The 23852-nt window shown below is 34.0% G+C and carries 19 protein-coding genes and 1 pseudogene; 3 read left to right on the top strand and 17 right to left on the bottom strand.

Features of this window, described 5'->3' with window-relative positions:
* Positions 1-262: 262 nt before the first annotated feature.
* Together sbcB and ABN080_RS01405 are read left to right on the top strand one after the other, a co-directional pair.
* A complete protein-coding gene (sbcB, locus tag ABN080_RS01410; RefSeq protein ID WP_349440184.1) occupies positions 263-1693 on the top strand; it encodes an exodeoxyribonuclease I in 1431 nt (476 codons plus the stop codon).
* A 161-nt stretch (positions 1694-1854) separates the two neighbouring features.
* Positions 1855-2844 carry a DUF4917 family protein gene (locus ABN080_RS01405; protein ID WP_349440183.1) on the top strand — a complete coding sequence of 330 codons (990 nt, stop codon included), beginning with the start codon at positions 1855-1857 and terminating at the stop codon, positions 2842-2844.
* Positions 2845-2901: 57 nt separating this feature from the next.
* Here the strand turns inward: ABN080_RS01405 and dld are convergent, their stop codons facing one another.
* Positions 2902-4671 (bottom strand): D-lactate dehydrogenase, encoded by a 1770-nt coding sequence (gene dld, locus ABN080_RS01400; RefSeq protein ID WP_072069910.1) that lies wholly within the window; start codon positions 4669-4671, stop codon positions 2902-2904.
* Between the two features lie 232 nt (positions 4672-4903).
* The gene (locus ABN080_RS01395; RefSeq protein WP_349439773.1) at positions 4904-5791 is read right to left on the bottom strand and encodes a LysR family transcriptional regulator; all 888 of its coding nucleotides are present in this window, start codon (positions 5789-5791) and stop codon (positions 4904-4906) included.
* Positions 5792-5939: 148 nt separating this feature from the next.
* Between ABN080_RS01395 and ABN080_RS01390 the strand changes: the two genes are divergently transcribed.
* Positions 5940-7589, top strand: a complete 1650-nt coding sequence (locus ABN080_RS01390; RefSeq protein WP_349440182.1) for an alpha-keto acid decarboxylase family protein — start codon at positions 5940-5942, stop codon at positions 7587-7589.
* A 199-nt stretch (positions 7590-7788) separates the two neighbouring features.
* On the opposite strand, the gene ABN080_RS01385 is transcribed toward ABN080_RS01390, so the two are convergent.
* From ABN080_RS01385 to ABN080_RS01320, 15 genes and pseudogenes are all read right to left on the bottom strand, one after another.
* The gene (locus ABN080_RS01385) at positions 7789-8175 is read right to left on the bottom strand and encodes a hypothetical protein (protein ID WP_349440181.1); all 387 of its coding nucleotides are present in this window, start codon (positions 8173-8175) and stop codon (positions 7789-7791) included.
* 1022 nt (positions 8176-9197) lie between these two features.
* Positions 9198-9437 (bottom strand): hypothetical protein, encoded by a 240-nt coding sequence (locus tag ABN080_RS01380; protein ID WP_196553273.1) that lies wholly within the window; start codon positions 9435-9437, stop codon positions 9198-9200.
* The gene (locus tag ABN080_RS01375; protein ID WP_349440180.1) at positions 9421-10110 is read right to left on the bottom strand and encodes a hypothetical protein; all 690 of its coding nucleotides are present in this window, start codon (positions 10108-10110) and stop codon (positions 9421-9423) included. The genes ABN080_RS01380 and ABN080_RS01375 overlap by 17 nt, the downstream gene beginning before the upstream one ends.
* A 603-nt stretch (positions 10111-10713) precedes the next feature.
* Complete coding sequence (locus ABN080_RS01370) at positions 10714-11253, bottom strand: hypothetical protein (protein WP_349440179.1); 540 nt, start codon at positions 11251-11253, stop codon at positions 10714-10716.
* A gap of 171 nt (positions 11254-11424) precedes the next feature.
* Entirely contained in the window at positions 11425-12654 is a 1230-nt protein-coding gene (locus tag ABN080_RS01365; RefSeq protein ID WP_349440178.1) for a VENN motif pre-toxin domain-containing protein, read from the bottom strand.
* A gap of 190 nt (positions 12655-12844) precedes the next feature.
* Positions 12845-13444 carry a hypothetical protein gene (locus ABN080_RS01360; protein WP_196553278.1) on the bottom strand — a complete coding sequence of 200 codons (600 nt, stop codon included), beginning with the start codon at positions 13442-13444 and terminating at the stop codon, positions 12845-12847.
* Entirely contained in the window at positions 13444-13611 is a 168-nt protein-coding gene (locus ABN080_RS01355) for a hypothetical protein (protein WP_349440176.1), read from the bottom strand. Before ABN080_RS01355 ends, ABN080_RS01360 begins: the two co-directional genes overlap by 1 nt.
* A 142-nt stretch (positions 13612-13753) precedes the next feature.
* Positions 13754-15532 carry a hypothetical protein gene (locus ABN080_RS01350; protein ID WP_349440175.1) on the bottom strand — a complete coding sequence of 593 codons (1779 nt, stop codon included), beginning with the start codon at positions 15530-15532 and terminating at the stop codon, positions 13754-13756.
* 192 nt (positions 15533-15724) lie between these two features.
* Positions 15725-15817 (bottom strand): annotated as a pseudogene (locus ABN080_RS18185) (hypothetical protein); the annotation flags it as partial.
* Positions 15818-15889: 72 nt separating this feature from the next.
* Complete coding sequence (locus tag ABN080_RS01345; RefSeq protein ID WP_349440174.1) at positions 15890-17515, bottom strand: ShlB/FhaC/HecB family hemolysin secretion/activation protein; 1626 nt, start codon at positions 17513-17515, stop codon at positions 15890-15892.
* Positions 17516-18034: 519 nt separating this feature from the next.
* Positions 18035-19201, bottom strand: coding sequence for a hypothetical protein (locus ABN080_RS01340; protein ID WP_196553281.1), 1167 nt, complete (start codon positions 19199-19201; stop codon positions 18035-18037).
* Positions 19202-19236: 35 nt separating this feature from the next.
* Entirely contained in the window at positions 19237-21822 is a 2586-nt protein-coding gene (locus ABN080_RS01335) for a fimbria/pilus outer membrane usher protein (RefSeq protein ID WP_349440173.1), read from the bottom strand.
* 34 nt (positions 21823-21856) lie between these two features.
* Positions 21857-22603 carry a fimbrial biogenesis chaperone gene (locus ABN080_RS01330; protein ID WP_196553282.1) on the bottom strand — a complete coding sequence of 249 codons (747 nt, stop codon included), beginning with the start codon at positions 22601-22603 and terminating at the stop codon, positions 21857-21859.
* A gap of 4 nt (positions 22604-22607) precedes the next feature.
* Complete coding sequence (locus ABN080_RS01325; protein WP_349440172.1) at positions 22608-23300, bottom strand: fimbrial biogenesis chaperone; 693 nt, start codon at positions 23298-23300, stop codon at positions 22608-22610.
* Positions 23301-23308: 8 nt separating this feature from the next.
* Entirely contained in the window at positions 23309-23836 is a 528-nt protein-coding gene (locus tag ABN080_RS01320) for a fimbrial protein (RefSeq protein WP_349440171.1), read from the bottom strand.
* Positions 23837-23852: the final 16 nt, after the last annotated feature.

Below are 23852 nucleotides of genomic sequence, written 5' to 3'. Positions count from 1 at the left end.
ATAATGTGATATAAAGCACAAAAGTTAACGTTAACAACGTTGAGTTATGTGTTCTAGCTCTGCTTTTATTTTTCATTGCTATTGTTCAAATAAAACGCACAAAAAGAGATAATATAAGTGGGGTATTCTTTTACTTATCCTCACGATAATGCCCTATCTCAGAAACTTTATTAACCTGCTTTCATCTGATATTTCACGTTTTCAACTTTATGGTTTACCATGTCTGCATATCTATCAAGCAAATAAATCATGGAAGGAAACCTTGTCTAACTCAGCGAAAACGCCCACATTTTATGTTCACGACTACGAAACCTTTGGTACACACCCAGCGCTAGATCGCCCAGCTCAATTTGCGGGTATAAGAACTGATATGGATTTCAACATAATTGAAGATCCTCTCGTTATTTATTGCAAACCTAATGACGATTATTTGCCCCACCCCGAAGCGGTAATGATCACGGGAATAACACCACAAATTGCGTTAAAAAACGGTGTTATTGAAGCTGAATTTACTCGTCAAATTCACCAAGCATTTAGCCAACCCAATAGCTGTATTATGGGTTATAACAACCTTCGATTTGATGATGAAGTAACCCGTAATATCCTTTATCGTAATTTTTATGATCCTTATGCCTATAGTTGGCAAAAAGGGAATTCTCGGTGGGATTTGCTCGATGTATTACGAGCCTGCTATGCACTACGTCCAGAAGGTATTGTTTGGCCTGAAAATGAGGACGGTTTCCCAAGCTTTCGTCTAGAGCTATTAACTAAAGCCAATGGCATCTCTCATGAGAATGCACATGATGCAATGTCTGATGTTTACGCCACCATTGCGATGGCAAAAAAATTAAAACAAGCACAACCGCGGATGTTTGATTATTTCTTTAATTTACGCGATAAACGTAAAGTTCAGGCGTTAATTGATATTCCCGCCATGACGCCAATTGTACATGTTTCAGGTATGTTTGGAGCTGCTCGTTCTAATTTAAGTCTTGTGGCACCATTGGCATGGCATCCTGATAATCGTAATGCTGTTATTGTGTGCGATTTATCTGCCGATATATCCCCATTATTAACCTTAACATCAGACCAATTACGTGAGCGTTTATATACACCACGCAGTGAATTGTCAGTTGATGAGCCACCTGTTCCCATTAAATTACTGCATATTAATAAATGCCCTATTGTGGCTCCACAAAATACATTAAGACCACAAGATGCAGATAGAATTGGTTTAGATGTTGATACTTGTTTAAATAATCAAGCTATTTTATTTTCACATCCTGAAATACGCAATAAAGTCGTAGAACTCTTCGCTCAACAGGCACCTTTTGTTGTCTCTGATGATGTTGATTCTCAAATTTATAATGGTTTTTTCAGTGAAAATGATCGTAGTGCAATGGACATTATTCGCTCAACACAACCACAGAATTTACCTGCTTTAGATTTAACCTTTGAAGATGCAAGAATGGAGCCGTTATTTTTCCGTTATCGTGCCAGAAATTATCCATCAACATTAAATTATGATGAGCAACAGCGTTGGCTCGCGCATAGAAAAGAAGTGTTAACGCCCGAAAAGCTGACTGAATATATCAATACGATCCAGCTTTTAGCAGAAGAACATAGTGATAACGAAGAAAAACTAAAACAATTACAAGAGCTTTATTTATATGCTCAAGAAATTGCGAGTTAACACTATTCAATAAATTATTAATCAATACCAGAGATTATTATAATCTCTGGTATTAACACACCTTTTTAGGTATAAATTGATTATATATTTACGAATAGCTACGCATAAAAACTAAATGCAAATAAATAAAATAACCACTCATATTTTATACTGAGGTTATTATGCGTTTTAATGTAAAAGAGTGGAATGCTGTTTCTGAGTTATTTACAGGAAGTTTATTATTAGGAAATGGATCATCAATTGCTATAGATCCTAATTTTAATTACTCTAATTTATTTTCCAATGCAAAGTTGCCGGAAAATGTAAAAAATATTTTTGATTCTTTTCACTCTCAAGATTTTGAATATATTTTAAGAAAATTTACCCAAGCCACAGTAATTAATAATATCTTCAATATAAATTGTAATGATATTCATATTGCTCACAGTCAAGTGAAAAAAACCTTAATTAATACAGTGAAAGGTATTCACCCTTGCATTGATAAAGTGAGAGATAAAATTAATAATTGTGCTAATTTTATTAAGCAGTTTGACACAATATTCAGTTTGAATTACGACATTATGCTTTATTGGACTATCATGCAAGTTAATGATAATCACCCATATCCACTTTTTAAAGATTGCTTCAATCGCAGTAGTTTTTATGAAGATTTTGAAGAATACCGCGAATACAGAGGTAATCGTTCTAATCTTGTTTTTTATCCTCATGGTAATCTTATTCTTGCAAAGAATGAAAATGATGAAGAGTTAAAATTAAGTATTCAAGGTGATAACCATCTTGTTGATCAAATTAGTCAAAATTGGGATGATCATAATTACTCTCCGCTGTTTATCTCTGAAGGTACAAGTGAGGAAAAACTAAAAACCATACGTTCAAGTAACTATTTAACACGTATTTATCATGAAGCTATTCCAACCATTAATGATAGTTTACTCATTTTAGGTTGGCGTATGGGGATCCAAGATGAACATATATTAAAGCAAATCCCTTTTGATAAAATCAACCATCTTGGGATCGTGATTTTTATGAATGATAATTACGAAGAGACATGCGATTATTTTTATTCTCGCATTCGTCATTTTATTAACCCTGATGAAATTGATGTTCATTTTATTGCTCATAACAGTGAAGCATTATGGGCTAATGACTAAATAGACAAAAGGCAGGTTTTATCCTGCCTTTATCATTTTCAATTAAAAAAATAAAACTTATCCTTTATTCTCTACGTTACCTATTTTAGGCTCACTATGTGCATGCCCACATCCACACTCTTCTCCCCAATATTTTAATTTTGAGGTTTTACCTATACCTGGATTCATACTATTGGTTGGATCGTTATGTTTATAGAACGCTTTTAATTGAGGTTTTGCATAATACATATGGCCAACATTATGCTCTGCGGGGTACTCTGCCCCACGTTTATCTAATAACGCTAACATTTCTTCTTTTAGCGCCTTCGCATCAACACCTTTTTTAATAATGTAGTCCTGATGCATAACGTGGCACATAAAATGACCACAATAAAGTTTATAAAGTAATTTACTCTCTATTTCTGGTGGTAATTTTTCAAACCAATCTTTGTCATTACGACGCAATGCAATATCTAATGGCAATACATCTTCAACATCATTCACATGAACAGCATGATAACGAACAGCGGCACCAGCAGCAGCAAAACGGTGCAAGAATGCTTTATTCCCTTCCTCTTCAGTGCATTCAAAATAATCACCCGAAGCTTGTTTAAAGTATTCTTTTAAATAGGTTGATGCTTCTTCAATGCCCTCATCAGCCATTCTTAACATTAAATGATGTTCATATTTATCACGAAAATCCGTCATACGTTCAGGTAAATGAGCTGGCCATAATTTGCTCATAAACTGCATGGTTCTATCGACCATATTTTTAGGTAAAAAAGGGACTTTATTTAATACCGCATCTACTCGCCCTTTCACGGCAAATAAAATAGGCATTTTATCTGTACCCAATTTATCAATCACTAAAAATGTATCTTTTCCATACACTTCAGCCATTTTATAGTAACTTCTATGCATATACTCTCCTGCAACAGGAAGCTTTTTAAAATGACTTAAAATATGGCGACGAACATCTTCTAGCTCGTCAGGATTATTAGTGCCAATATAAAAGACTTGAGTACGATGATCCGCTGGGAATGTATCTAATCGCACAGCAAAAACAGATAATTTACCCGCACTCCCCGCAGCCTCATATAAACGGCGTTCATCATTATTAAATCGAGAAGGCGTATTGGCATCTACATCACGCACACGTTCATGATATTCATGATCGGATGCTAATTTTTCTGTCGCTTGTATTTGTTTCTCATGGTAATGACGATTATCTAAATTGGTTAAAATCTCTTCGGGGGTTTCGCCTAAATCAATTCCTAAATGGTTAACTAATTCAGCCTCGCCTTTTTCATTAACACGTGCATACAGCGATAATTCTGTATAAGCAGGTCCTCGACGAACTAAAGCTCCGCCGGAGTTATTGCAGATCCCTCCAATAACAGAAGCACCGATACAAGACGAGCCAATAACAGAATGAGGTTCACGTCCTAATGGCTTTAATACTTTTTCTAAATGCCACAGCGTGCTACCAGGAAAGGCAATAACTTGATTATGCTCTGAGAGAACCTGTATTTTATCTTGACGTAATGTACTAATAATCACAATATCTCTATCATAATCATCGCCATTAGGCGTCGAACCTTCTGTTAGTCCCGTATTCGCCGCTTGCATAATAATAATTTTATCAGCTTCAACACAGGTTTTAAAAACCCGCCATTGTTCTAATAAATTGGCAGGAAATACAACTGCTAATGCCTTTCCTTGTCCTGAACGAAAGCCTTTACGATAACGTTCTGTTTTATGTGCTTGTGTTAATACCTGTTTTTTACCAACAATACTTTCAAGTTTACGAATAAAATGTTGATTTACAGAGCTATTACTCTCATTCATTTTCCCTATCCTATTCCTGTCTTGTCTGATTAATTTGTATTTTGCTCGCTTTTATTATTACTCATAAGGCTACGTGCAAAATATAAACTTATCATTTATATAACTGCTTTTATACTGCTATCCACATTTCCAAAAAAAATAACATAATTTGTGTTCAGCCATTTTTGTTATTTAAAAATATTTTTGATATTTATTTCTTAAACAGAATATAGATAAGCCTCAATTTGCTATTTTATTCTATTATTAGCTTTTCTCTTGCTAGTCGATCCCATGCTTGGCAACTTCGACTTTTATAACCATTTTTATTATTTGCTAATGCCAATTGATATGACAATATAGGTTCAACAACAGGAAGTACCACTAAATCACCTATGGGATTTTTATTACACATACTCCTAGGCAGTAGAGTTACACCTACACCCGCTTTTACCATTGCTATAATTAAATCTAAATGGTTACTACGTCCCGCAACAATAGGCGTTGTATTATAAATACCGCAGGCACTATAAACTAAATCATTAATGCGAAAATCTTCAGAGAAGAAAATAAATGATTCATTAATCAACTCGTTAAAATGTACTTCTTTCTTGATGGCTAAAGGATGTGATGGAGACACTAATAGCATTAAGCTTTCTTCTGAAAAAGGTGTTAATTCAAATATGTCATTATTAAAAGGTAATACTACGGCTGCGGTTTCTACTTTTCCCTCTATCATCGCTTCTGCCATTTGTTTAGTTCCTAATTCAAATATTTTTAGTTCAACCTGAGGGTGTAGAGAACTAAATGCCATAATAATGTCGGCAAAATATGTCGAAGCTATTACCGGAGGTAATCCCACATTTAATGCCCCTGTCAATGGTCCAGACTTGTCTTGTATAGCTTTATTCATACTATTAAATTGCGTGAGTATCTTTTTTGCATGTTCAAAAAGTATTGCACCATCATCAGTTAACCTTACACCATTGACCTCTCTCACTAATAAAACAACACCTAATTCATCTTCTAATTTTTTAATACTGCGACTAATCGCAGGTTGCGTAATAAACAATGCATCAGCTGCTCGGCTAAACCCATTTAATTGAACAACCTCAACAAAATAGCGAAGCGTGCGAATATCCATTAGCAATACTTACCTTATTACATTTAGTTATACCATCAATAATAATAAACCATTTCATATCAAATAATATCCGCGATAAAACATTAAGCATAATATAAATGAATAATTCTATTTTTAGAGATTATTATTCTGATTTTATGGAGATAATATGAACAACACCGTTATTGAATATATTTTAAACCGATTATATGACTTAGGTATAAGTGATATTTTTGGCGTTGCCGGCGATTACGCCTTTCCTATTGAAGACACAATTTGTAATAGCAACCATCTGCGTTGGATTGGTAACTGCAATGAATTAAATGCGGCTTATGCTGCTGATGGTTATGCTCGAATTAAAGGTATGGCAGCGTTATCGACAACATTTGGTGTGGGTGAATTAAGTGCGATTAATGCTATTGCAGGCTCTTATGCAGAAAATCTACCTATTTTTCATTTAGTGGGTATGCCAGCAAGTGGCGTACAAAAAAGCAAACGTCTCGTTCACCATACCTTAGGTAATGGCGATTTTGATATTTTCTATCAATTAGCCCAACGTCTTGCGTGTGCTCATGCAATATTAACGCCTGAAAATTGTATTGCTGAAATGGAGCGTTTAATTGCAACAGCATTAAAAGAACGCCGTCCTGTTTATATTGGCTTACCATCTGATTATGCAGTGATGCCAGTAATAGAAAACACATCTGTTACCACACCGAAAAAACCAATAAGTGATAAAGAAATACTAGAAAAAGTGGCATCACTGATTATTGAGAAGCTTACACAAAGCAATAATATCTGCGTATTACCCGGTATTTTATCCACACGTTTAGGGTTATCAGATAATGTCCAAGCTTTTATTGATAAAACAGGTTTACCTTACGCCACTATGTTTATGGATAAAAGTATATTAAGTGAATCTAATGCTCAATATGTTGGGATGTACGATGGAAAATTAATGACGCCTGATGTCAGAGAGTTTGTCGAAAATAGCGAGTATATATTAGGGATCGGTGCAATGATGACAGACTTTAATACCGGTAGTTTTACCGCCAGTATTAAACCAACGCAATTTATCAGCATCATGTCAGATTATGTTGAAATTGATTCTGTTGTTTATGACGATATTTATATGGAAGATGTTCTCTCCGCGCTCACAAAACAACTACCTTATAAAAAATATCATCAGATAAAGGCTAAAGGGTTAAACAACGCGGTTTTATCTGAACATGGTGAAATTACGGCTCAATATCTTTATCCTCGTTTAGAAAAATTCTTTAAACCTAATGATATTATTATTGCTGAAACAGGCACCTCATCAATGGGATTAGGTTTTGCTTTATTACCCGAAGGTGCACAATTTCATAATCAAACACTGTGGGGCTCTATTGGTTGGGCAACACCAGCTTCATTTGGTGCTGCACTTGCTGCGCCTGAAAAACGCGTTATTTTAATTACAGGTGAAGGCTCACATCAATTAACCGTACAAGAAATTAGCCAATTTGTTCGCTTTGGACTAAAACCAATCATTCTTGTTTTAAATAACGACGGTTATTTAATTGAACGACTGTTGTGTGATTATCCCGAAGCTTATTATAACGATCTTGCTCAATGGAATTATCATCAATTGCCTAAAGCTTTCGGTGCAAAAGATTGGCATTGTGAGAAAGTTACAACGATAGATGAATTAAATAAAGCACTTGAAATAGCCGAATCAATAGAAAGTGCCTCTTACATCGAAATAGTAACAGAGCGATATGAAGCTTCTGAATTAGCACAAAAATTAAAAGAGTCTAAAGATTCGCTTTATTCGTTTTAACGTAAACATGTAAAACTAAATCTTAAATAAACTCATTTTATTAGGCTATAAAAAAGCCTAGCTATTATTTTAATCTTTTTTAGCTAGGCTTTATTTAGATGTAAACATAACATAGTAAAATATAAATTAATTTATAATTCCATGAGTTTACAATTAATTGATTTTTATTTTACTAATAATACAAAATTTATGTTATTAATTATAAATAACGTAATTCAAGTTTTGACATCGAAGATGCTACCGAATCTTTATCTTGAGGATTTTCTTTTATATAGTTTTTTGATATAACTCGCATTAATTCAACAAAATTTTTAGGTGATATAGTTGAAGATTCATAATCACCAATAAAAAAAGTTACCGCTTGAAAATCAGCGGGATCATCTAAATCCATATCTAATACATATTCAGAACCTTCACAAATAACATTACCAATTCCCCTAGATGTATCATAAATAAATTGTCTAAAATTCATTTTTTCCATTTTATACATCGTCTCTAATAAGTAGAATAAATCTCCACCATTATTTTCATAGTGATAATGTTCACTTTCTTTCAACCATTTTAAATTATCACTAGACTTCATCATCATAAGCACCTTGAGAATTAATCACTTTGTATATGGAAATAGATATTTTAGTTAAATGATAATAAGCTCACTATCTCTATCAAAAGGTTTTTTTACATCATAGTGATAAATTCTATTAGGATCATCAGTTGCTGTAAGTAAAAAGTAGTACTGAGTATAACTTTCCACTGAGATAAAAAGTGATTTTTTATCTAATAAATCATACTATTGAATAGTAGGTAGTTCCTCTCTCATTCCTGATTACATCAATATACTTCCTCTTATTGTTTTTTTGATTTCTATAAAAAAGAAGAGGATCATCGCCAAAGAGACCACCACTAAAACGCCCTATGCTGGTTAAAAAATCATAAAGGCTTGGTAGAAATTGGTCGTAATTTAGATTTGAAAAACTAGCGTCAAAGAATTAGTACTAAATAGCGATTCCAAAACTGACATCATGGATAATTAATCGAATTTACTAAAATTTATGGTTAGAAATCGCTTTATCCTCACATGCTACGCTGGATCGTTGATAATTCAATTAACTATGGTCTTCATCACCACAGGGCAATTCAACATAACACTAGGAGATTATGTACAATTGATACTACCCAATCACGTATAATCAGCATTATGTCTTGCGCCCTTTAGTGATAATAATTACAGACTGATGTCTGGCTGGACACTACAAAGTTAATATCTATTTAATGATTGACTTAGCCACTCAATGTTTATTTTCCCAATAATTCACAAATAGATGAATACCACTAAAACTCAAACCAAATACTCCCCCAAAAACAATCGGTTTTTTTAAAAAAAATATATCAATATAAAAAACACCTAATTTCATATAATGAATAAATTCAACAATAAAACCAAGCAATAAGAATGTAATAAAAACCAGTATAAAGTAACAAAAAAACAACATTAAAAAATAATTAATTACTTTCATTTTCGTTCTCTATTGTGATTTCCTTCAATACTTCGCTAGTCTCTTTATTTAAATATTCTGAAACCCCAGCACTTGGACTGGGATCTTAACATCATCTACGTAACTTATATTCTATAAACCAATTACCTATACCAGCTATTATTCCACAAACCACACTTGCTTTAATTATTTTTTTTAATGTTTCAAATGAGAAAATAAAATCACCACTAATAAATAACCCAATAATGCTACGAATTATGAGATAGTAAAATGTTCCTATAAAAAATAGCCCAACGGAAGATAAAATTGTTACAATGAATAAATATTCAATAGAATTAATTTTTTGGCTCATTATCTTTTTCTCTTTTTTGTTCATTAAAATATTTAATTTCCTCTTGGATCTCTGTATTAGTAATTTCTGTTATAAAAGCAGCTCCCATATTTCCAGCAATGCTAGGAACTATGCTCGGTTTCATATCCTTCAAAAGTCCGTATAATCCGTTTATAGCTCCCCCCTGCAATTTAGGGTTGTATTTGGGATCCCAACCTCCAGATTTCCAATATCCCAATTGGTTAACCCCATAACTGATAGGCTTACCCGCGAAGCTATACCCCATACTAGAACCAAGACCTGCACTGAACGTATTTGTAAAGATTGCAGAAAGATCATCACCTTTAAATATGCTTAAAGCTCCCCCCATGCCTGCATTCCAAGCAACAGTTCCCCCTAATTTCGTGTACACCGTCATGCTGCCCGTCCCAAAAGCAAACACCACATCCACCGGGTTGACTTCTCCTGTAAACACATATTGAATCCCAGCATTTGCTGTAGCTCCTATTGTTCCGGTTGTAAGCATCATTTTCTCACCTTTTGCCAGTGCAAGACCCGCATTAAGTAAACCATGCGCTATCGTGCGCTGAATATCACTTTCAACACGGTTACCTTGAATTTGGTTTTTCACTTCATGGGCAAGATAAGGGGCGGAACCATTTGTAATCGCGGTAACAATGCTATTGCCCATCATACCTTGCGTAAATGCCGTGATAGCTTGAATAGCTCGGGTGTATTTACCGCCCGTGCCAAAGTCAGACTGGTTGGTATAGTCCTGTAAACGTTGTTGGAAAAGGTAGTTTTGAATATCACGTTCGGTGACGTTATCTTTAGTTTCTGAAAGGGCTTGATAGAAATTGGTCGTAATTTAGATTTGAAAAACTAGCGCCAAAGGATTAGTACTAAATAGCGAACCTCTAACTAACTATTATAGGTAATTAACTGAATGAGTTTAATGTTACCCTCTTCATACGCCAAACCAGATTGTTAATAATCCAGTTGGCTGAAAAATAGGGTAGTCATACAAGACCCAGTGTGACGCTAATTTTTTCTTTGTAAGAATATTAGTGTCTTTTATGTTCAAGATAACTAACTAAGCAAGCTACTATACTAAAGAAAAAACCAAATCCTATTCCCAAGCATATATAATCTATAATATTCTCTTTAGTAAGAGAAAAAAGACTATATTCTATTAAGCAATAAAACATTAATTCTATTAGAGTTTTTATTATTAATAGAATAAAAAAAACCATAAAAGAGAATGCAACCCAAAGTAGAATAAAATATTTAAACAATTTCATTTTTGTTCATTGTCATTCAATTTTTCTATTTTATCTGTAACTATTTTATTCGCACCTTCAGCACCTAGAGCACCAGCACCACTTCCAACAATACTTGGTACTACTGATACACTCGGTGGAGCTGTCATTGATGGCATTACGACAAATGGGCGTTCTTTAAACCCACTAGCCCAAGGATTAAATTTATTTTCAAGACGATGAGTTAACCATTTTGTGCCTCCGTAGCCTGCTGTTGAACCCACTAATGCCCCACTCATAGGAACCCAAGGTGATTGCCCATCAATTAGACTTGAAATACCAGCGCCGGTTGTATTCGTTGTAAGCGTTCCCCAATACCCCATTCCTGGTGTTATTCCTCCTGTTAACAAAGAAGAACCAAAGCTTGCATAGCTAAAGCTAGTTTCTGGGTCTTGGTAAATATTATACCCTTGCATGCCTAAATTTGCTGTACCTGTAGTTGTTACACCTATCACACGGCTAGCGACAGTCGTGCTACCTAACCAACTAGAAACATAGGGACTAATAGCCTTACTCATTATTGGTAAGCCTAATGCTGTCGTTGCAACAACGGCTCGTGGAATATTATTACCACGCTGTAACTCACTATAATTTTCAATGATAGGATCCAGTTTTTTGATACTATATTCAGCAATTGATTTGCAATGAGCATTACAATCTGCTGATTGAATCAGTAAAATTAATTCATCTTATTGTTGAACCAAATGTTCTTTAGTGATCCTAGTTTCTATCGCTTTTTTCTGTTGTTCTGCATCAACATTATTTCCTAAGCCAACTAAATGTTTCTTTTCTTCATCCGTAGAAGCAAGATAATACTTTTCAAGCCATGTAATTATTTGTTTGGCTGTTAAATAATTATTCTCAACCACCACTTTCCCAGCTTGGGCGGCATTGGCGACGCCTGCGCTATTATCACCCACTAAACCACCAGCAATGCCTGAAGCTAACGTTGCCCATGCACTTATATTTTGCTTTTCAGTTTCAGTCAGTTCTTCTGGGGTTTTGCCATACAGTGAGTGCGATAAAATATCCACCGTTTCGCCGGTCATTGCCCCAGCGGCTTGCACTAAGGCATTTTCACCTTTTGCCAGTGCAAGACCCGCATTGAGTAAACCATGCGCTATCGTGCGCTGAATATCACTTTCAACACGATTGCCTTGAATTTGGTTTTTCACTTCATGGGCAAGATAAGGGGCGGAACCATTGGCAATCGCGGTAACAATGTTGTTACCCATCATACCTTGCGTAAATGCCGTGATAGCTTGAATAGCTCGGGTGTATTTACCGCCCGTGCCAAAGTCAGACTGGTTGGTATAGTCCTGTAAACGTTGTTGGAAAAGGTAGTTTTGAATATCACGTTCGGTGACGTTATCTTTAGTTTCTGAAAGGGCTTGATAGATATCGTCGTAAGTGGTGTCTGAAAGGCGATTTAATGTTGACTCTTCTTTGGCAATATTAGTGCCACGAAGGGTATCAACCGTGGTTGCCAAATCGATAACCTGCGCACCAATTTCGCCCACTAATTGCTGTTTCTGTTGGCGGTTTTGCTCTTTTTCTTTGTCGAAGATTTTATTTAACGTGCTGTGGGCGTTATCGGTGTCTTGGCTTAATTGCGCGATATCTTGCTGTTGATTGTCGCTATCACGTACTGTCCATGTGCCTTGTGATACCGCAGATTGAGTGGTGTTCTCAGCGCTGTCACTATGGTTGCCTGCCATTGCTAAAGCGTGCCCCATATTCGCCAGCATATTGCCTTCAACGCCACCTGAAGTACTTACACCACCAGATTGATGCTCAACTTTATATTCTGCGTAGTTATGGATATCACTAAAGCCTAATGTGCCTGTATCGAGCTGATTATTTTTAGCCTCTGCGGTACTGCTGATCACGGCACCATCAAGTTGGGTATGTTTACCCACGCTAATATCAAACCCTTGATTGCCTGCAAATAAGGCTGATTAAATAACAAGTTAACACGGAACCATGTGGGAATACGGTTCCCCAACATGGCTAAACTAAACAGTTGACTATCTGGTTGAATAAGGAGTGAGTAACGTATAAAAACTTAAGGAGATCTTCGCTTACGCTAAAATATCCTTAGTAATACTATTACTTGCTATACATTCTTGGAAAGTATTCATCAATTTTATCGTTATCCAATACTCTATTGAGAGTAAAATCTACTGTATCAGAAACGGCTATTCCATGACGTAATTCTTCAGGAAAGTCATAGATTGAAGCGTATATCGTTGGTACTAAGTACCTAAAATAATCACCCATTTTAGTTTTTCCAGTAAAACCAACCGGATAATCTTCCCCTTCCATATTACCTTCTATACCGTGATATATAAAAAAGCCTTTTCTAGATGGCATATTAATTTCATTAAGTTCTCCACTCAGATGCCTATTTACCCAATATTCAATATCTTCTCTATGTTTGAAACCTCGATATACAAGAGATGAGTATAAATCAAGAATAGTTTTTCCATTTTTATTTTCAGGATATGTAGTATATTTTTCTGATTCTTCCCACTTAAATTCATTGAGTTCATCTAATAAATTTTCAAAGTTATTAATTGATAAAAGAGAGTTAGGTAACCAGCCCCAACAATTATTAACCATTACAGCTATCTTTCCATTTTTATCCATTGCAAACCAAGTATAAATAGTACCAAAACCGGGTTCCCAATGACTGTTTGATGTATTCATTATTTTATTTCCTTTGACCATGTGACTTTACAATTATCGCATGTTTCAATAATTATCTTTTCTGAATTTAAATTTCCATTCTTTTGACTAGATGCTTGCCTAAATGCTTTAGGTCTTAATGCATCAGTAAATTTAATATTTTCAGGTTTAGCACCTTGGCGAACCAATGAATCTGCCGCCGATACCTCAGCACATGCACCAACTTTATTTTTACAAAAATGAGTAAACTCACCTATTTCGACTCCTAACTGTTTCTTAATATAATCTACTGTTGTTGGGTGTAGCGAATCTGCAGTAATTTCTTTATTGCTATAAACGAAGCTGTTGTGTCGCGGCTAATAGCCCCTTTTTATTATCAATAGCTAATTTGTTTTCGCTTTTACCTTCAATGACCAACATTGCAGCAGATATCAAGCCATGTTGATTATTCAGGTTTTCAGTAGGAATTAATTTGAGTTGCTCACTGGCTTGAATAACACCTTGATGATTAAGCAAATCGTTTACTGCAATATGAATATTATTTGCTTTTAATCCTAGGTTTTCATCGTCTGTTTGCTGATTATCAAGCCGTTGAGCCGTTACAGTGAGTTGTTCTTGAGATTGGATCTGACCTATCTGGTTATTTAATTCCTGACTTAGCGTGATTTCGGTATTGTTACCCGCAAGAATAACGCCTTGTTGGTTATCAATACGCTTACCGTTGATCAGTAAGTTATTAGCTGATAATAGTGTTCCTTGCTGATTATCTAACTCACTTTGATTTAACTGAATATTCAGTTTGTCAGTTGCCTGAATATGCCCTTTTTGGTTATTAAGCCCTGCAACATTAAGTTGAGTTTCAGTCGCACCAATAACTTTGCCATTTAAATTGATCAGATCATTTTGTCTGGTATTTAACTTAAGTTGGCTATCTGATTGCAATAAGCCATCGGTATTAACCAATTCTTGAGAATGGATATTTAACGCTTTTCTGGCGTATAGAGTGCCTTGATTATTCTGTAACTTACCGCTGTTAATAGTGACCGCATTAAGCGCAGTTATTTTCCCTTGCTGGTTATCAATATCGCCACTGTTTAATAAAATCGCACCAGAAGATACAAGCGTCCCTTCACGATTAATAAGTGGCGTATTGGAGTGGCTAATCGTTAATAAATCGCCAGAAGAAATTTTTCCTTGATAGTTATTTAACTGTTCTGTTTGTAGGTCTGCTTTTTGCCCCACCGTTATTATCCCTTGCTGATTATTTAATTTTTCAGGGCTAATTAATTTCAGCATACCAGCGACAGAAATTAATCCATTTTGGTTGTCTAGTTGCTTAACCGTTGCGTTCAGATTATGTTGAGTAATAATGCCTGCTGTCGCTTTGTTATCCGTATTCGTTAACTTACCATCGGCATTAATGGTGAGCGCTTTAACCGCGTAAATTAGCCCTTTCGCATTATTTATATTATTGGCATTAATGGTTAATTGATGGCTATTACTGGCAATGCTCCCTTGTCTATTATCAAGATCGGTCGCATTAATCGTTGCTTGCTTATTAGTGGTTATTTTTCCTGTTTGATTAACCAGTTGCCCACTATAAATAGTCAGGTTAGCTAATGCACTTATTAGTCCATTTTGGTTATTAATATTTTGTTTCTGTGTGTTAATAACGACATTTTGACTCGCACTAATCACACCTTTTTTATTATCAATTTCAGCTGATTTTAAATTTAACCCACCCTGTTTGCTGCCTAATTGTGCTTGGTGATTAATCAATTTTGCGCTAGAAATATTTAAGTCGTCATCAGAAATAATGCGCCCTTGAGTATTATTAAGCTCACCACTTTTTAGATCTAATTTTCCTTGGCTAATAATACCACCCGATAGCGTCTGATTATTATTTAACGCATAACCTTGTGTATCTAAAGTGAAATTATCTGCTGAATAAAGTGTGCCTTGCTGGTTATCTAATGTTTGAGTCGTTAACTTAAAGCCGTTTGCCTGACTAATAACTTCGCCACCACGGTTGCGCATCCCTAAGTTATTAAGCAATAAAGATTTAGCAGAAAAGATATAGCCAGATTGATTATTTAAGTTACCTGTCACAAGGTTTAATACCCCATGACTAATAATCCCGGCTTGAGACAACGTGTTGCTATTATCTAATTGATTATTTTTCGTTGTGATATCTAATTGTGTTTTTGCCGTAATAAGACCATTTTGGTTATTAATAGCACCACTTTCGATTAATACCCGCTCTTCTATGCTACCAATCTTACCTTTCTTATTATTAATATCTTCAACAAACAGTGACTGTTTAGCCGTTGACGTGATTTTACCTTCAAGGTTATCAATATTACCGGCGTTAATTTCTAATTCGCCTTTACTTATAATACCGCCACTTGTTGCTGTATCAGTATTATCAATGCGCTGTTTGTCAGTATTAATATTTAATGCTGTATTTTAATAATTAAAGTTAATACTAAATCCTAAATTAACATGATCCGTTTTAAATCCGTCTGGTTTAGATAATGGCGTACCAATAAACGAATCATATTTTATTGTGGATGAAAATAACGAGCCTTTTATACCCACGATACCACCCGCAAGATGTTTACCTAATAATCGAGGATTATTCGCATTGATTTTTAGTTCACCGTAATCAGCACCAAAATAAAAAAATTGCTCTGATTTAGGGTATTGCCAACTTAATGTATTTTGTAAATACCAACCTTCATTAGCGCTCAGTGTTCTTTCACCATCAAATCCACGAATAGTCCAACGATTTCCGATTGCAAACTGATCAATGGGCGTTAATGCATCGTGCGTCATTTGTTTACGATAACTTACTTGGTATTTAAATTGCTGCTGAGCAATAGACATTGGAATATCTAATTCAGCACGCCATGTTAAAATACCGGCTTTATCTGTTGCATAATAATTATCACGATATTGTTCTTCATACGCTGCGACTGAACCAAACCAGCGTGTTCCTTTTTGATAATTAATGCTGGCATCAAAGGTCGCAAAACTAAAATATTGGCGGTGAGATAAGTTAATTAACCAGTGACTAACCCTTCGCCGCTGAATTTCAATTTCAGTATTATCAACATAATTGCGTAAAACTTTAGCTTGGATAGCATAACGTAAGGTCGTTTTACTTTTCTGATTACGAAAAAGAGTGTATGACACACCCGCATTAATGCTCTCACTTTCACCTGAATAGAGAATATCTTTGATATGACCTGCAACTGTTTGGGAATAATCATATTTAGAAGCGTTAATATCAAATAGCCAATACCCAAAAGGCACAGAGTAATGCGCCATAATATTTTGATTATTTTTATTCCCAGCGAAGTCTAAATCACGTTCTGTTGATAAATAGAACAAATCACTCAGCGCTAAAGGATTATCTAGTGCTAACATTAAGCCACCTTGATAACGCCCTGTTGCAGGCGATCCGGCATCATTGATCCATAATGAAGTATGCCAGAAACGAGATTGTTTTCGTTTTATCACAATATCGCTTTCCCCTGCATTTTTCCCTGGTTTAATTTCCATTTCAGCACTCACAACCGGCAATCGCTGTAGGTTTTCTAGCCCTTGTTCAATATCTCGTAAATCGAGTAACTGTTTTTTATGCGCAGGCATACTGGTATACAACAAGGCGTATTTATCAGAGTCATCAGTAAATTTAACATTACGAATAATCCCCGGAACTATTGTTAAATATAATGTTCCACGACTAATATCTTGTTCAGGTACAACAATACGTGTGGTGATCCACCCATGCATTAATAGACGATTTTGCATTCGAGTGACGACGGTATTTATTCCTTTTATACCCAAACATTGCCCTATAAATTCTGTTTTAAAACGAGATAAATTAACCCAATGAGGAATAACTTCTGCATTGGTTATTTCAATATGTTCTATTTGGAAACAAAGCTTTTCTTCTGTTTTATGCTCTATTTTTTCATATTGGCTAATATCAAAATATATATTAGGTACTTCAGGTATTAATTGTTGATAAAGCGCTTCTTGTTGACTTTGATTATGTTGTTGTTGCTGATTAAATATTTCAGTCATTTTCTCAGAAGTATCAGCTGAAGATATGGGAATATTAAATAGCGCAAAAAATAACCATAATTTTAAAAAGAGTATAATTTTTTTCATATTGTGCAATAAATAGGGTCTGTGATTTTAATCATATTTATTTATGATACATCTAATCTTTAACATTATTGATATTAAAATATATAAAGTAAATATCAAAAAATGAATAACAAATAAAACACCATAACTTTTAGAATATAAAGATTAAAAAAATCAACTTATCTTAAAAAATTAGTCTTATATAATCACAAAAATCACTTAACAAGTTAATTAATGTTAAGCTTATTTAATTATAAAAATTAAAATAAATTTTATTTAAAATAAAAAATTGATCATTTATTTAGTTTAAATAATCTAATTTAAAATAGTTTGCAATTGAAATACTTATTCGATTTGAAATAAAATTTTAAGTTGAATTAATAGAAGTAAAAATATCTTTCATAAAAAAAATGGACCCTATGATCCACTTTTTTCTTTTTTAAACCACTATCTTTATCCACGGACAAAAATATTCACATCCACTTTTCCGCGATATTCACCCGCTTTTGTACCATCTGGTTTGCAAAGAGCCCATTTGATACCAAATATATCAGGTTGGTTATTCCCCATATTGGTTCCTTTTAGCTCGATATCTGTATTATTGAACTTTAATAAATTGTTATTATTTTCATCAGCACATTTTAAATTCGGTGTTGAAGTTTGCTTATAAGGCAATCCTATAACCCAAGGTTTTTTGTTAGATACAGTACCATTAATAGGTGCTAAGACTAATTTATTTACATTACTTGGATCTAAACTTCCCTCTTTAATCACCGCAGACATATTTACAGGGTTACCTGTACCACCACAGGATAGTGTAAATACAGAATCTTTAATGACTTCATTCGTAAATGTCATATTTTCATTAATTTGTTGATTAGATACACCAGTAACAGCACAAGAACGTTTTACTGTTACATCTGCAATTACGTTAACTTGTGCAAAAAAGTCACCACTAGCACTCCGACCAAAACTACCTACATAAAAAGGAGTACCTCTATACGTTAACTTACCTGGCGTTAAATTAGCATCAATATAAACAGGAAATGAACTTGGTGTTGTGACGCTAATAACTTTTGAACCACCACCAGGAACTGCTGTTGTTGCATAATTATATGGCACAAAACATACATTAATACTAGATGATTCTTTATCAACAAGATTACTGTTTACCTGAAAAAATTGTCCTGAATAAGCACTTTGATAATTAGAGCTAAAATTAGATAAACTGACATTGAAGTTAAATTGTGGTGTTACATATACTGCAGTCCCTGAATTATTGGCATGCGTTAACTTCAGACCATATTTATTAGTTTGCCCAGGAATTTTAGAAACAAATGTGGCATCACATCTCGTTTTTGACTGACTTAATGAAATAATCGCATACTTAGTATCCCAGGAAGAGTTACTGCTACTATCATAAACAGGACTCCCAGGAAAACTACTAGTTCCACCCAATGTACCATTTATATATTGAACTTGAGTGGGGCTAATATTCATATCAATCACCCCTGTTAAGTTTAATGTCATAACCCCCCTATCTGTTCCAGCTAAAACATTAAATGACGAAGTCATTAATACTGAAGTCAGTGATGCCATCATTAAATTACGTATTTTCATAGTTCTGCATCCACCTATAAAATAAGGATTATTTTTTATTGGCAAGAAAGAGATAAAATTCTTATTGGTTGCTTGCTATTGACTTCAATATTACTTAAGCCACTATATGAAACGTTGCAACTTTGCTGGATTTTATTACCCCATTTCACTAACAGCTTGCCATTATCAGGAAGTCCACTCATATAAAGCTGACCATTTTCACCAACAATACCTGTATTCAAATCATTAGGATTATCAGCATCAATTAACGTAGCAATAGCACCAAATGGGACAACACTCTTATTCTGAGAAAGATTTAAAATAGCTTGGAAGCCAATCTTTGTTTTAAAGGCAACCTTAACAATAGCGCCTTTTGTCGGAACTACATTTTGAGATGTTGATTGTAGAGTCGTATTATCAGGCAATGTATTGACATTTAATGCAATTGTGTTTTGGCGGTATTCTGTAAGATATGGTGATAACGCATATCCTTGACCATTAATCGCACCATTTCCTGAACTTAACTCAGTTCCTTTTGCTCCAGGCGCTTCAACAATAGCCATACTATTGCCCATACTTCTACCCAGCAACAAACCATCTGAATGTAAAAGTAAACCACCATTCATACTGCCATTAACATTATAATAGTCACTTGAATAATTATAATTTAGAGAGGATGTACCGTAGTTACCTGAATAATTAGCATATGCTGAGCCATTATTAGGTTGGCCTTGGTTAGCCCAAGATTGAGAAATACCATAAGATAAGGAGTTATCAAATGCACTACCAGATAATCCAACTTGCTGATTAGTTCTTCCATTATTATCATGGTTTATCATGTAAGTGCTATTAAAATTGCTGAGCGCAGGCGAATTACTAAACACACTAAATGGAACACTCACATTAAAACTAATTTGCCTGTTCTCAGGCCAGCTATCATCTGATTTTATTCTATCAATACTGTAATTAATGCCAAAGTTAATACCATGAATATTACCATTATAGCCTGTCGTAAGTTGAGTAACATTCTTATCTTGTTCCCAATAATTATAACGGCTACCAGATAAATAAATACTACCGTATTGACCTAATGATTGTGATAATGAAGTTGTAAAACGGCTTTTTTCTCGTTCACCTAACCACGGTGAAGTACCATCTTTTAACCGATAATCTTCAGTATTAAATTGATTAAAATCGTAATAATCTTTAGTTGAAAAACGTAATGCTGTTAAGTCAACAGAGGTTCCGGTAGTAGTCATATTTTTAGAATAACGGAATCGATAAGATTGCCCATTTTGAGAGCCTATAGTATTAAAATCAGCATGAGCATGGGTGATATCTGTAGACAGAGCCCCCCAATTACCTAATGAAATTCCTATCCCAGAGGAAATAGCGTAATAATCTTTCGCCCCTAATACCCCACCATAAAGAGTGACATCATAAGGTAAACCATAAATACCGCTGGCAAGCAAAAAATCTGCCTTTTTAGAGCCAACCGTTGTGCCGCCATCAAATCGCCCAGTACTAATTTCATATTTCCATCCCCCCGGTCTTAACATTACGGGTAATGATGAAAAAGCAACGGTAAATGTCCTTTCTGAACCATCTTCTTCTTTCACTGTGACATCCAAGTTCCCCCCTGAGCCACTCGCATAAAGATCCGTTATTTTAAATGCGCCGGGTGCAACATAAGTTTGATAAATAACATTCCCATTTTGTCGGATAGTAATTTGGGCATTAGATTGAGCAATCCCACTCACATCTGGAGCAAAACCTTGTTGACTCGCTGGCAACATTTGTTCGTTAGAAACTAAACGCATACCTTTCATTGGAATACTATCAAAGACATCATTTCCAGTTGTAGTTTCACCAATTATAAATTCCGACCGTAAAGAATAAAGATTACGTGAAAGGTATGTATTAGAAAATTTATTACTATTATTACTTTGAGTCTCTGCATTATTTGAATTTCGGGTATACGTCTGTGTCATTGTAGAACGTAAACGCCAATCATAAAGATTAAACCCAGCTCTTAGTTGAGCAAAGAAATTATCATTTTTTTGTTTTCCATTATTATTCATTTTATCAGAATGACTATCGTTAGAAGAATGGCCTCCACTAAACATATAATTGATAAACATGGCAGTAACACCACTATCAAAAGAGGCTGGATCAATATAGCCAACGACATCATTAGACATAACAATTTGAGGAAAACTAGTGATTAGTTTTAATTCAGATAAATTTACTTTTATTAATGCATCAGGAATATATTCGTTAATATCATAAATCACCTGATCGTTTCTTAACGCATTTAATTTAGGTATTACCTTAGTATTAACACCTAATTTATCTAATAACTCTCTGGTTATTTCAGGTACCACTTTATTATTAGGCCCTTTTACTAAATTAATGACGAATTCACCATTGTTATTATTATTGACATAAACTAACAAAGATATTTCACCTTCAGGTAACGCATCTTTTTGTGAAAATTGGCTTAAATCAATTTCATTTGCAGATGCACCTAATTGTCCATCAAGTAATGCGGGATCAAAATAATCCTCTGAAAAAGAATTAAATGAGAGCAAAATAAGTGATGTAAAAAAACTGTATCTAAACATTGCCATTGATTTATTCATTTTCACACTCTTAATATTTGGCTTTATAAATTTATTAATTTACTGTTTTCATTTTTTCATCTAATGGGAACATAAATTCATCTAATACTTGCCAATGAATAGATGTAATATTTTCTTTATTTAAAAATAAGTATTCTTGCGTACCAAATGGAGGCACATTTTTCGATAACTCTTGCAGTTCGATCTCTTTTCCATTTATCTTTATTGTGTTAAAAGCTAGATAAATAGGTGAATCATTTTTAGCAATTATTTTATTACCATCAATTGAGAATGTTAATTTTTTTTCTGCATCTTTTATTTTTATACCTTCAAGAGATTTTGGTCGATAATATACTTTAAAGTTTAATGCCCTAATAAAGTTCATCTGCACATTTGGTGTTTCTTCAGATGTGGATGGTATTAATCGAAATTGAGAAATATAAACACTCTCTCTATCTGTTGATAACGCACTTTCTGAACCAGTAAACTTAATTACCCACTCATAGTATTCTTCAGGTTCTATTTTTTGTAATAGCGGAGTTAAAATAAAAGGAGGATTCTCTTTTTTATCAATTAATTGTAACCCTGTAGATTCATCTAACCATCTCATACTAGCTTGAACAAGATACGCTTTTTTTTCATTATTTCTTAAACCGATAGAGATGCTTTTACTACCTTCATTATATGTCATTCTTTGTAATGAAAATTCAAATGCATTATTAGCAGGCCATGCTAATTGGCAATAAAAAAAACCTAATATCAAAATAACAATAGAAAAAATACGACTATTCAAAATGTTCATTTCATTAGTCCTTATATTTGAATTCTTTTGATAACTCACCATAGTCGTTAATTATATGCCAACTAGCTTCTTTTATTGATAGTTCTACCAATTCAGTTTTACTATAAGGTGCCAATAAGAAAGTTTTATTATATTTTTCATTATCAACTTTAATTGATGTTAATGTCATATAATATGGAGTTGGGTTATCTAAAAACCACTTTCCTTCCTGTTCTTTAATAAAAACTTTTTTATAATCTTGTTCTAAAGGCCTAGCTATATTTTCAGGTCGATAAATTACTTTAATCACAAAATTAGTTATTAATACTAATTTTGATTCCTGTAATTCACTTTCATTAGGTCGTTTAGTAGATGGTATAATTTTTGTATTCAAATAAAAGAGTGACTCTTTATTGCTGGGTAAATCTTGAGTGTCTTTTAATAAGATACGTAAAGATGATACACTCTTGCTTTCTAAACGAAATACAGGAGGAGTAACGATAAAATTAGATGACAAATTCCCATCAATTTTTTCAGTAACGCCAGCTTGTATTAAATAAGGTTGATTATCATCATTTGAAATATATACACTTTCACTTGAACTACCTTCAGAAAAAATAACCCGTGTTTTGCCTAAACTAACCCCTTGAGCGTTAGCATTAAAATAACTAAAAGCTAATATTAAAATGACAGAGATTTTTATAATAAAATTATTCATATAATATCTTAATCAACGATATACGAAAAAGTTAATGTTGCCGAAAACTCTCCAGATTCGGGATCACAAACAGTGGGATCTTTGCATTTGACATAGGTATAAAGTGTTTTTTCTAATTTATCTTTACTTATGTTATTCCAAACAGTATCTTCAGATTTAAAAAAATCCGTATTAGTATTAGATTGAGCAACATTATTTTTACTTGATACTCTAATACCAAAGCTTTTATTGAGATCATCATTAAAAGTAATCGTATTTAAAGTACTTTTTGCCTTCATCGTCACATAAGTATCAAAAAAGTCATTCGTTTTACAGTCACTCAGTAATACCTTTATCGGAATAGGCTCTATAAGATTATTTTTAATTTTATTCGATTGAATACTGCCAAAATCAACTTCATTACTACTTGTTCCTGAAACTGATAGCTTACAGGTCTGTTTATCAATGGTCACTTTAAAATCAAATTCAATACTTTGAGCACTAAAACTAATAAATAGTATTGGTGTAATAAATAAACTTAACAAACTCCTTTTCAATAGAAATATATTCATA

It is taken from the genome of Proteus sp. fly-1089 (genome assembly GCF_040138965.1).
Classification (GTDB): domain Bacteria; phylum Pseudomonadota; class Gammaproteobacteria; order Enterobacterales; family Enterobacteriaceae; genus Proteus; species Proteus vulgaris_B.
This window is presented reverse-complemented; position numbering and strand designations above follow the sequence as displayed.

Bases quoted from the DNA above. Each gene is read 5' to 3' on its own strand.
- ABN080_RS01405 (WP_349440183.1), top strand. From the start codon at position 1,855: ATGCGTTTTAATGTAAAAGAGTGGAATGCTGTTTCTGAGTTATTTACA.
- dld (WP_072069910.1), bottom strand. From the start codon at position 4,671: ATGAATGAGAGTAATAGCTCTGTAAATCAACATTTTATTCGTAAACTT.
- ABN080_RS01395 (WP_349439773.1), bottom strand. From the start codon at position 5,791: ATGGATATTCGCACGCTTCGCTATTTTGTTGAGGTTGTTCAATTAAAT.
- ABN080_RS01390 (WP_349440182.1), top strand. From the start codon at position 5,940: ATGAACAACACCGTTATTGAATATATTTTAAACCGATTATATGACTTA.
- ABN080_RS01385 (WP_349440181.1), bottom strand. From the start codon at position 8,175: ATGATGAAGTCTAGTGATAATTTAAAATGGTTGAAAGAAAGTGAACAT.
- ABN080_RS01380 (WP_196553273.1), bottom strand. From the start codon at position 9,437: ATGAGCCAAAAAATTAATTCTATTGAATATTTATTCATTGTAACAATT.
- ABN080_RS01375 (WP_349440180.1), bottom strand. From the start codon at position 10,110: ATGATGGGCAATAGCATTGTTACCGCGATTACAAATGGTTCCGCCCCT.
- ABN080_RS01370 (WP_349440179.1), bottom strand. From the start codon at position 11,253: ATGAGTAAGGCTATTAGTCCCTATGTTTCTAGTTGGTTAGGTAGCACG.
- ABN080_RS01360 (WP_196553278.1), bottom strand. From the start codon at position 13,444: ATGAATACATCAAACAGTCATTGGGAACCCGGTTTTGGTACTATTTAT.
- ABN080_RS01345 (WP_349440174.1), bottom strand. From the start codon at position 17,515: ATGACTGAAATATTTAATCAGCAACAACAACATAATCAAAGTCAACAA.
- ABN080_RS01340 (WP_196553281.1), bottom strand. From the start codon at position 19,201: ATGAAAATACGTAATTTAATGATGGCATCACTGACTTCAGTATTAATG.
- ABN080_RS01335 (WP_349440173.1), bottom strand. From the start codon at position 21,822: ATGAATAAATCAATGGCAATGTTTAGATACAGTTTTTTTACATCACTT.
- ABN080_RS01330 (WP_196553282.1), bottom strand. From the start codon at position 22,603: ATGAACATTTTGAATAGTCGTATTTTTTCTATTGTTATTTTGATATTA.
- ABN080_RS01325 (WP_349440172.1), bottom strand. From the start codon at position 23,300: ATGAATAATTTTATTATAAAAATCTCTGTCATTTTAATATTAGCTTTT.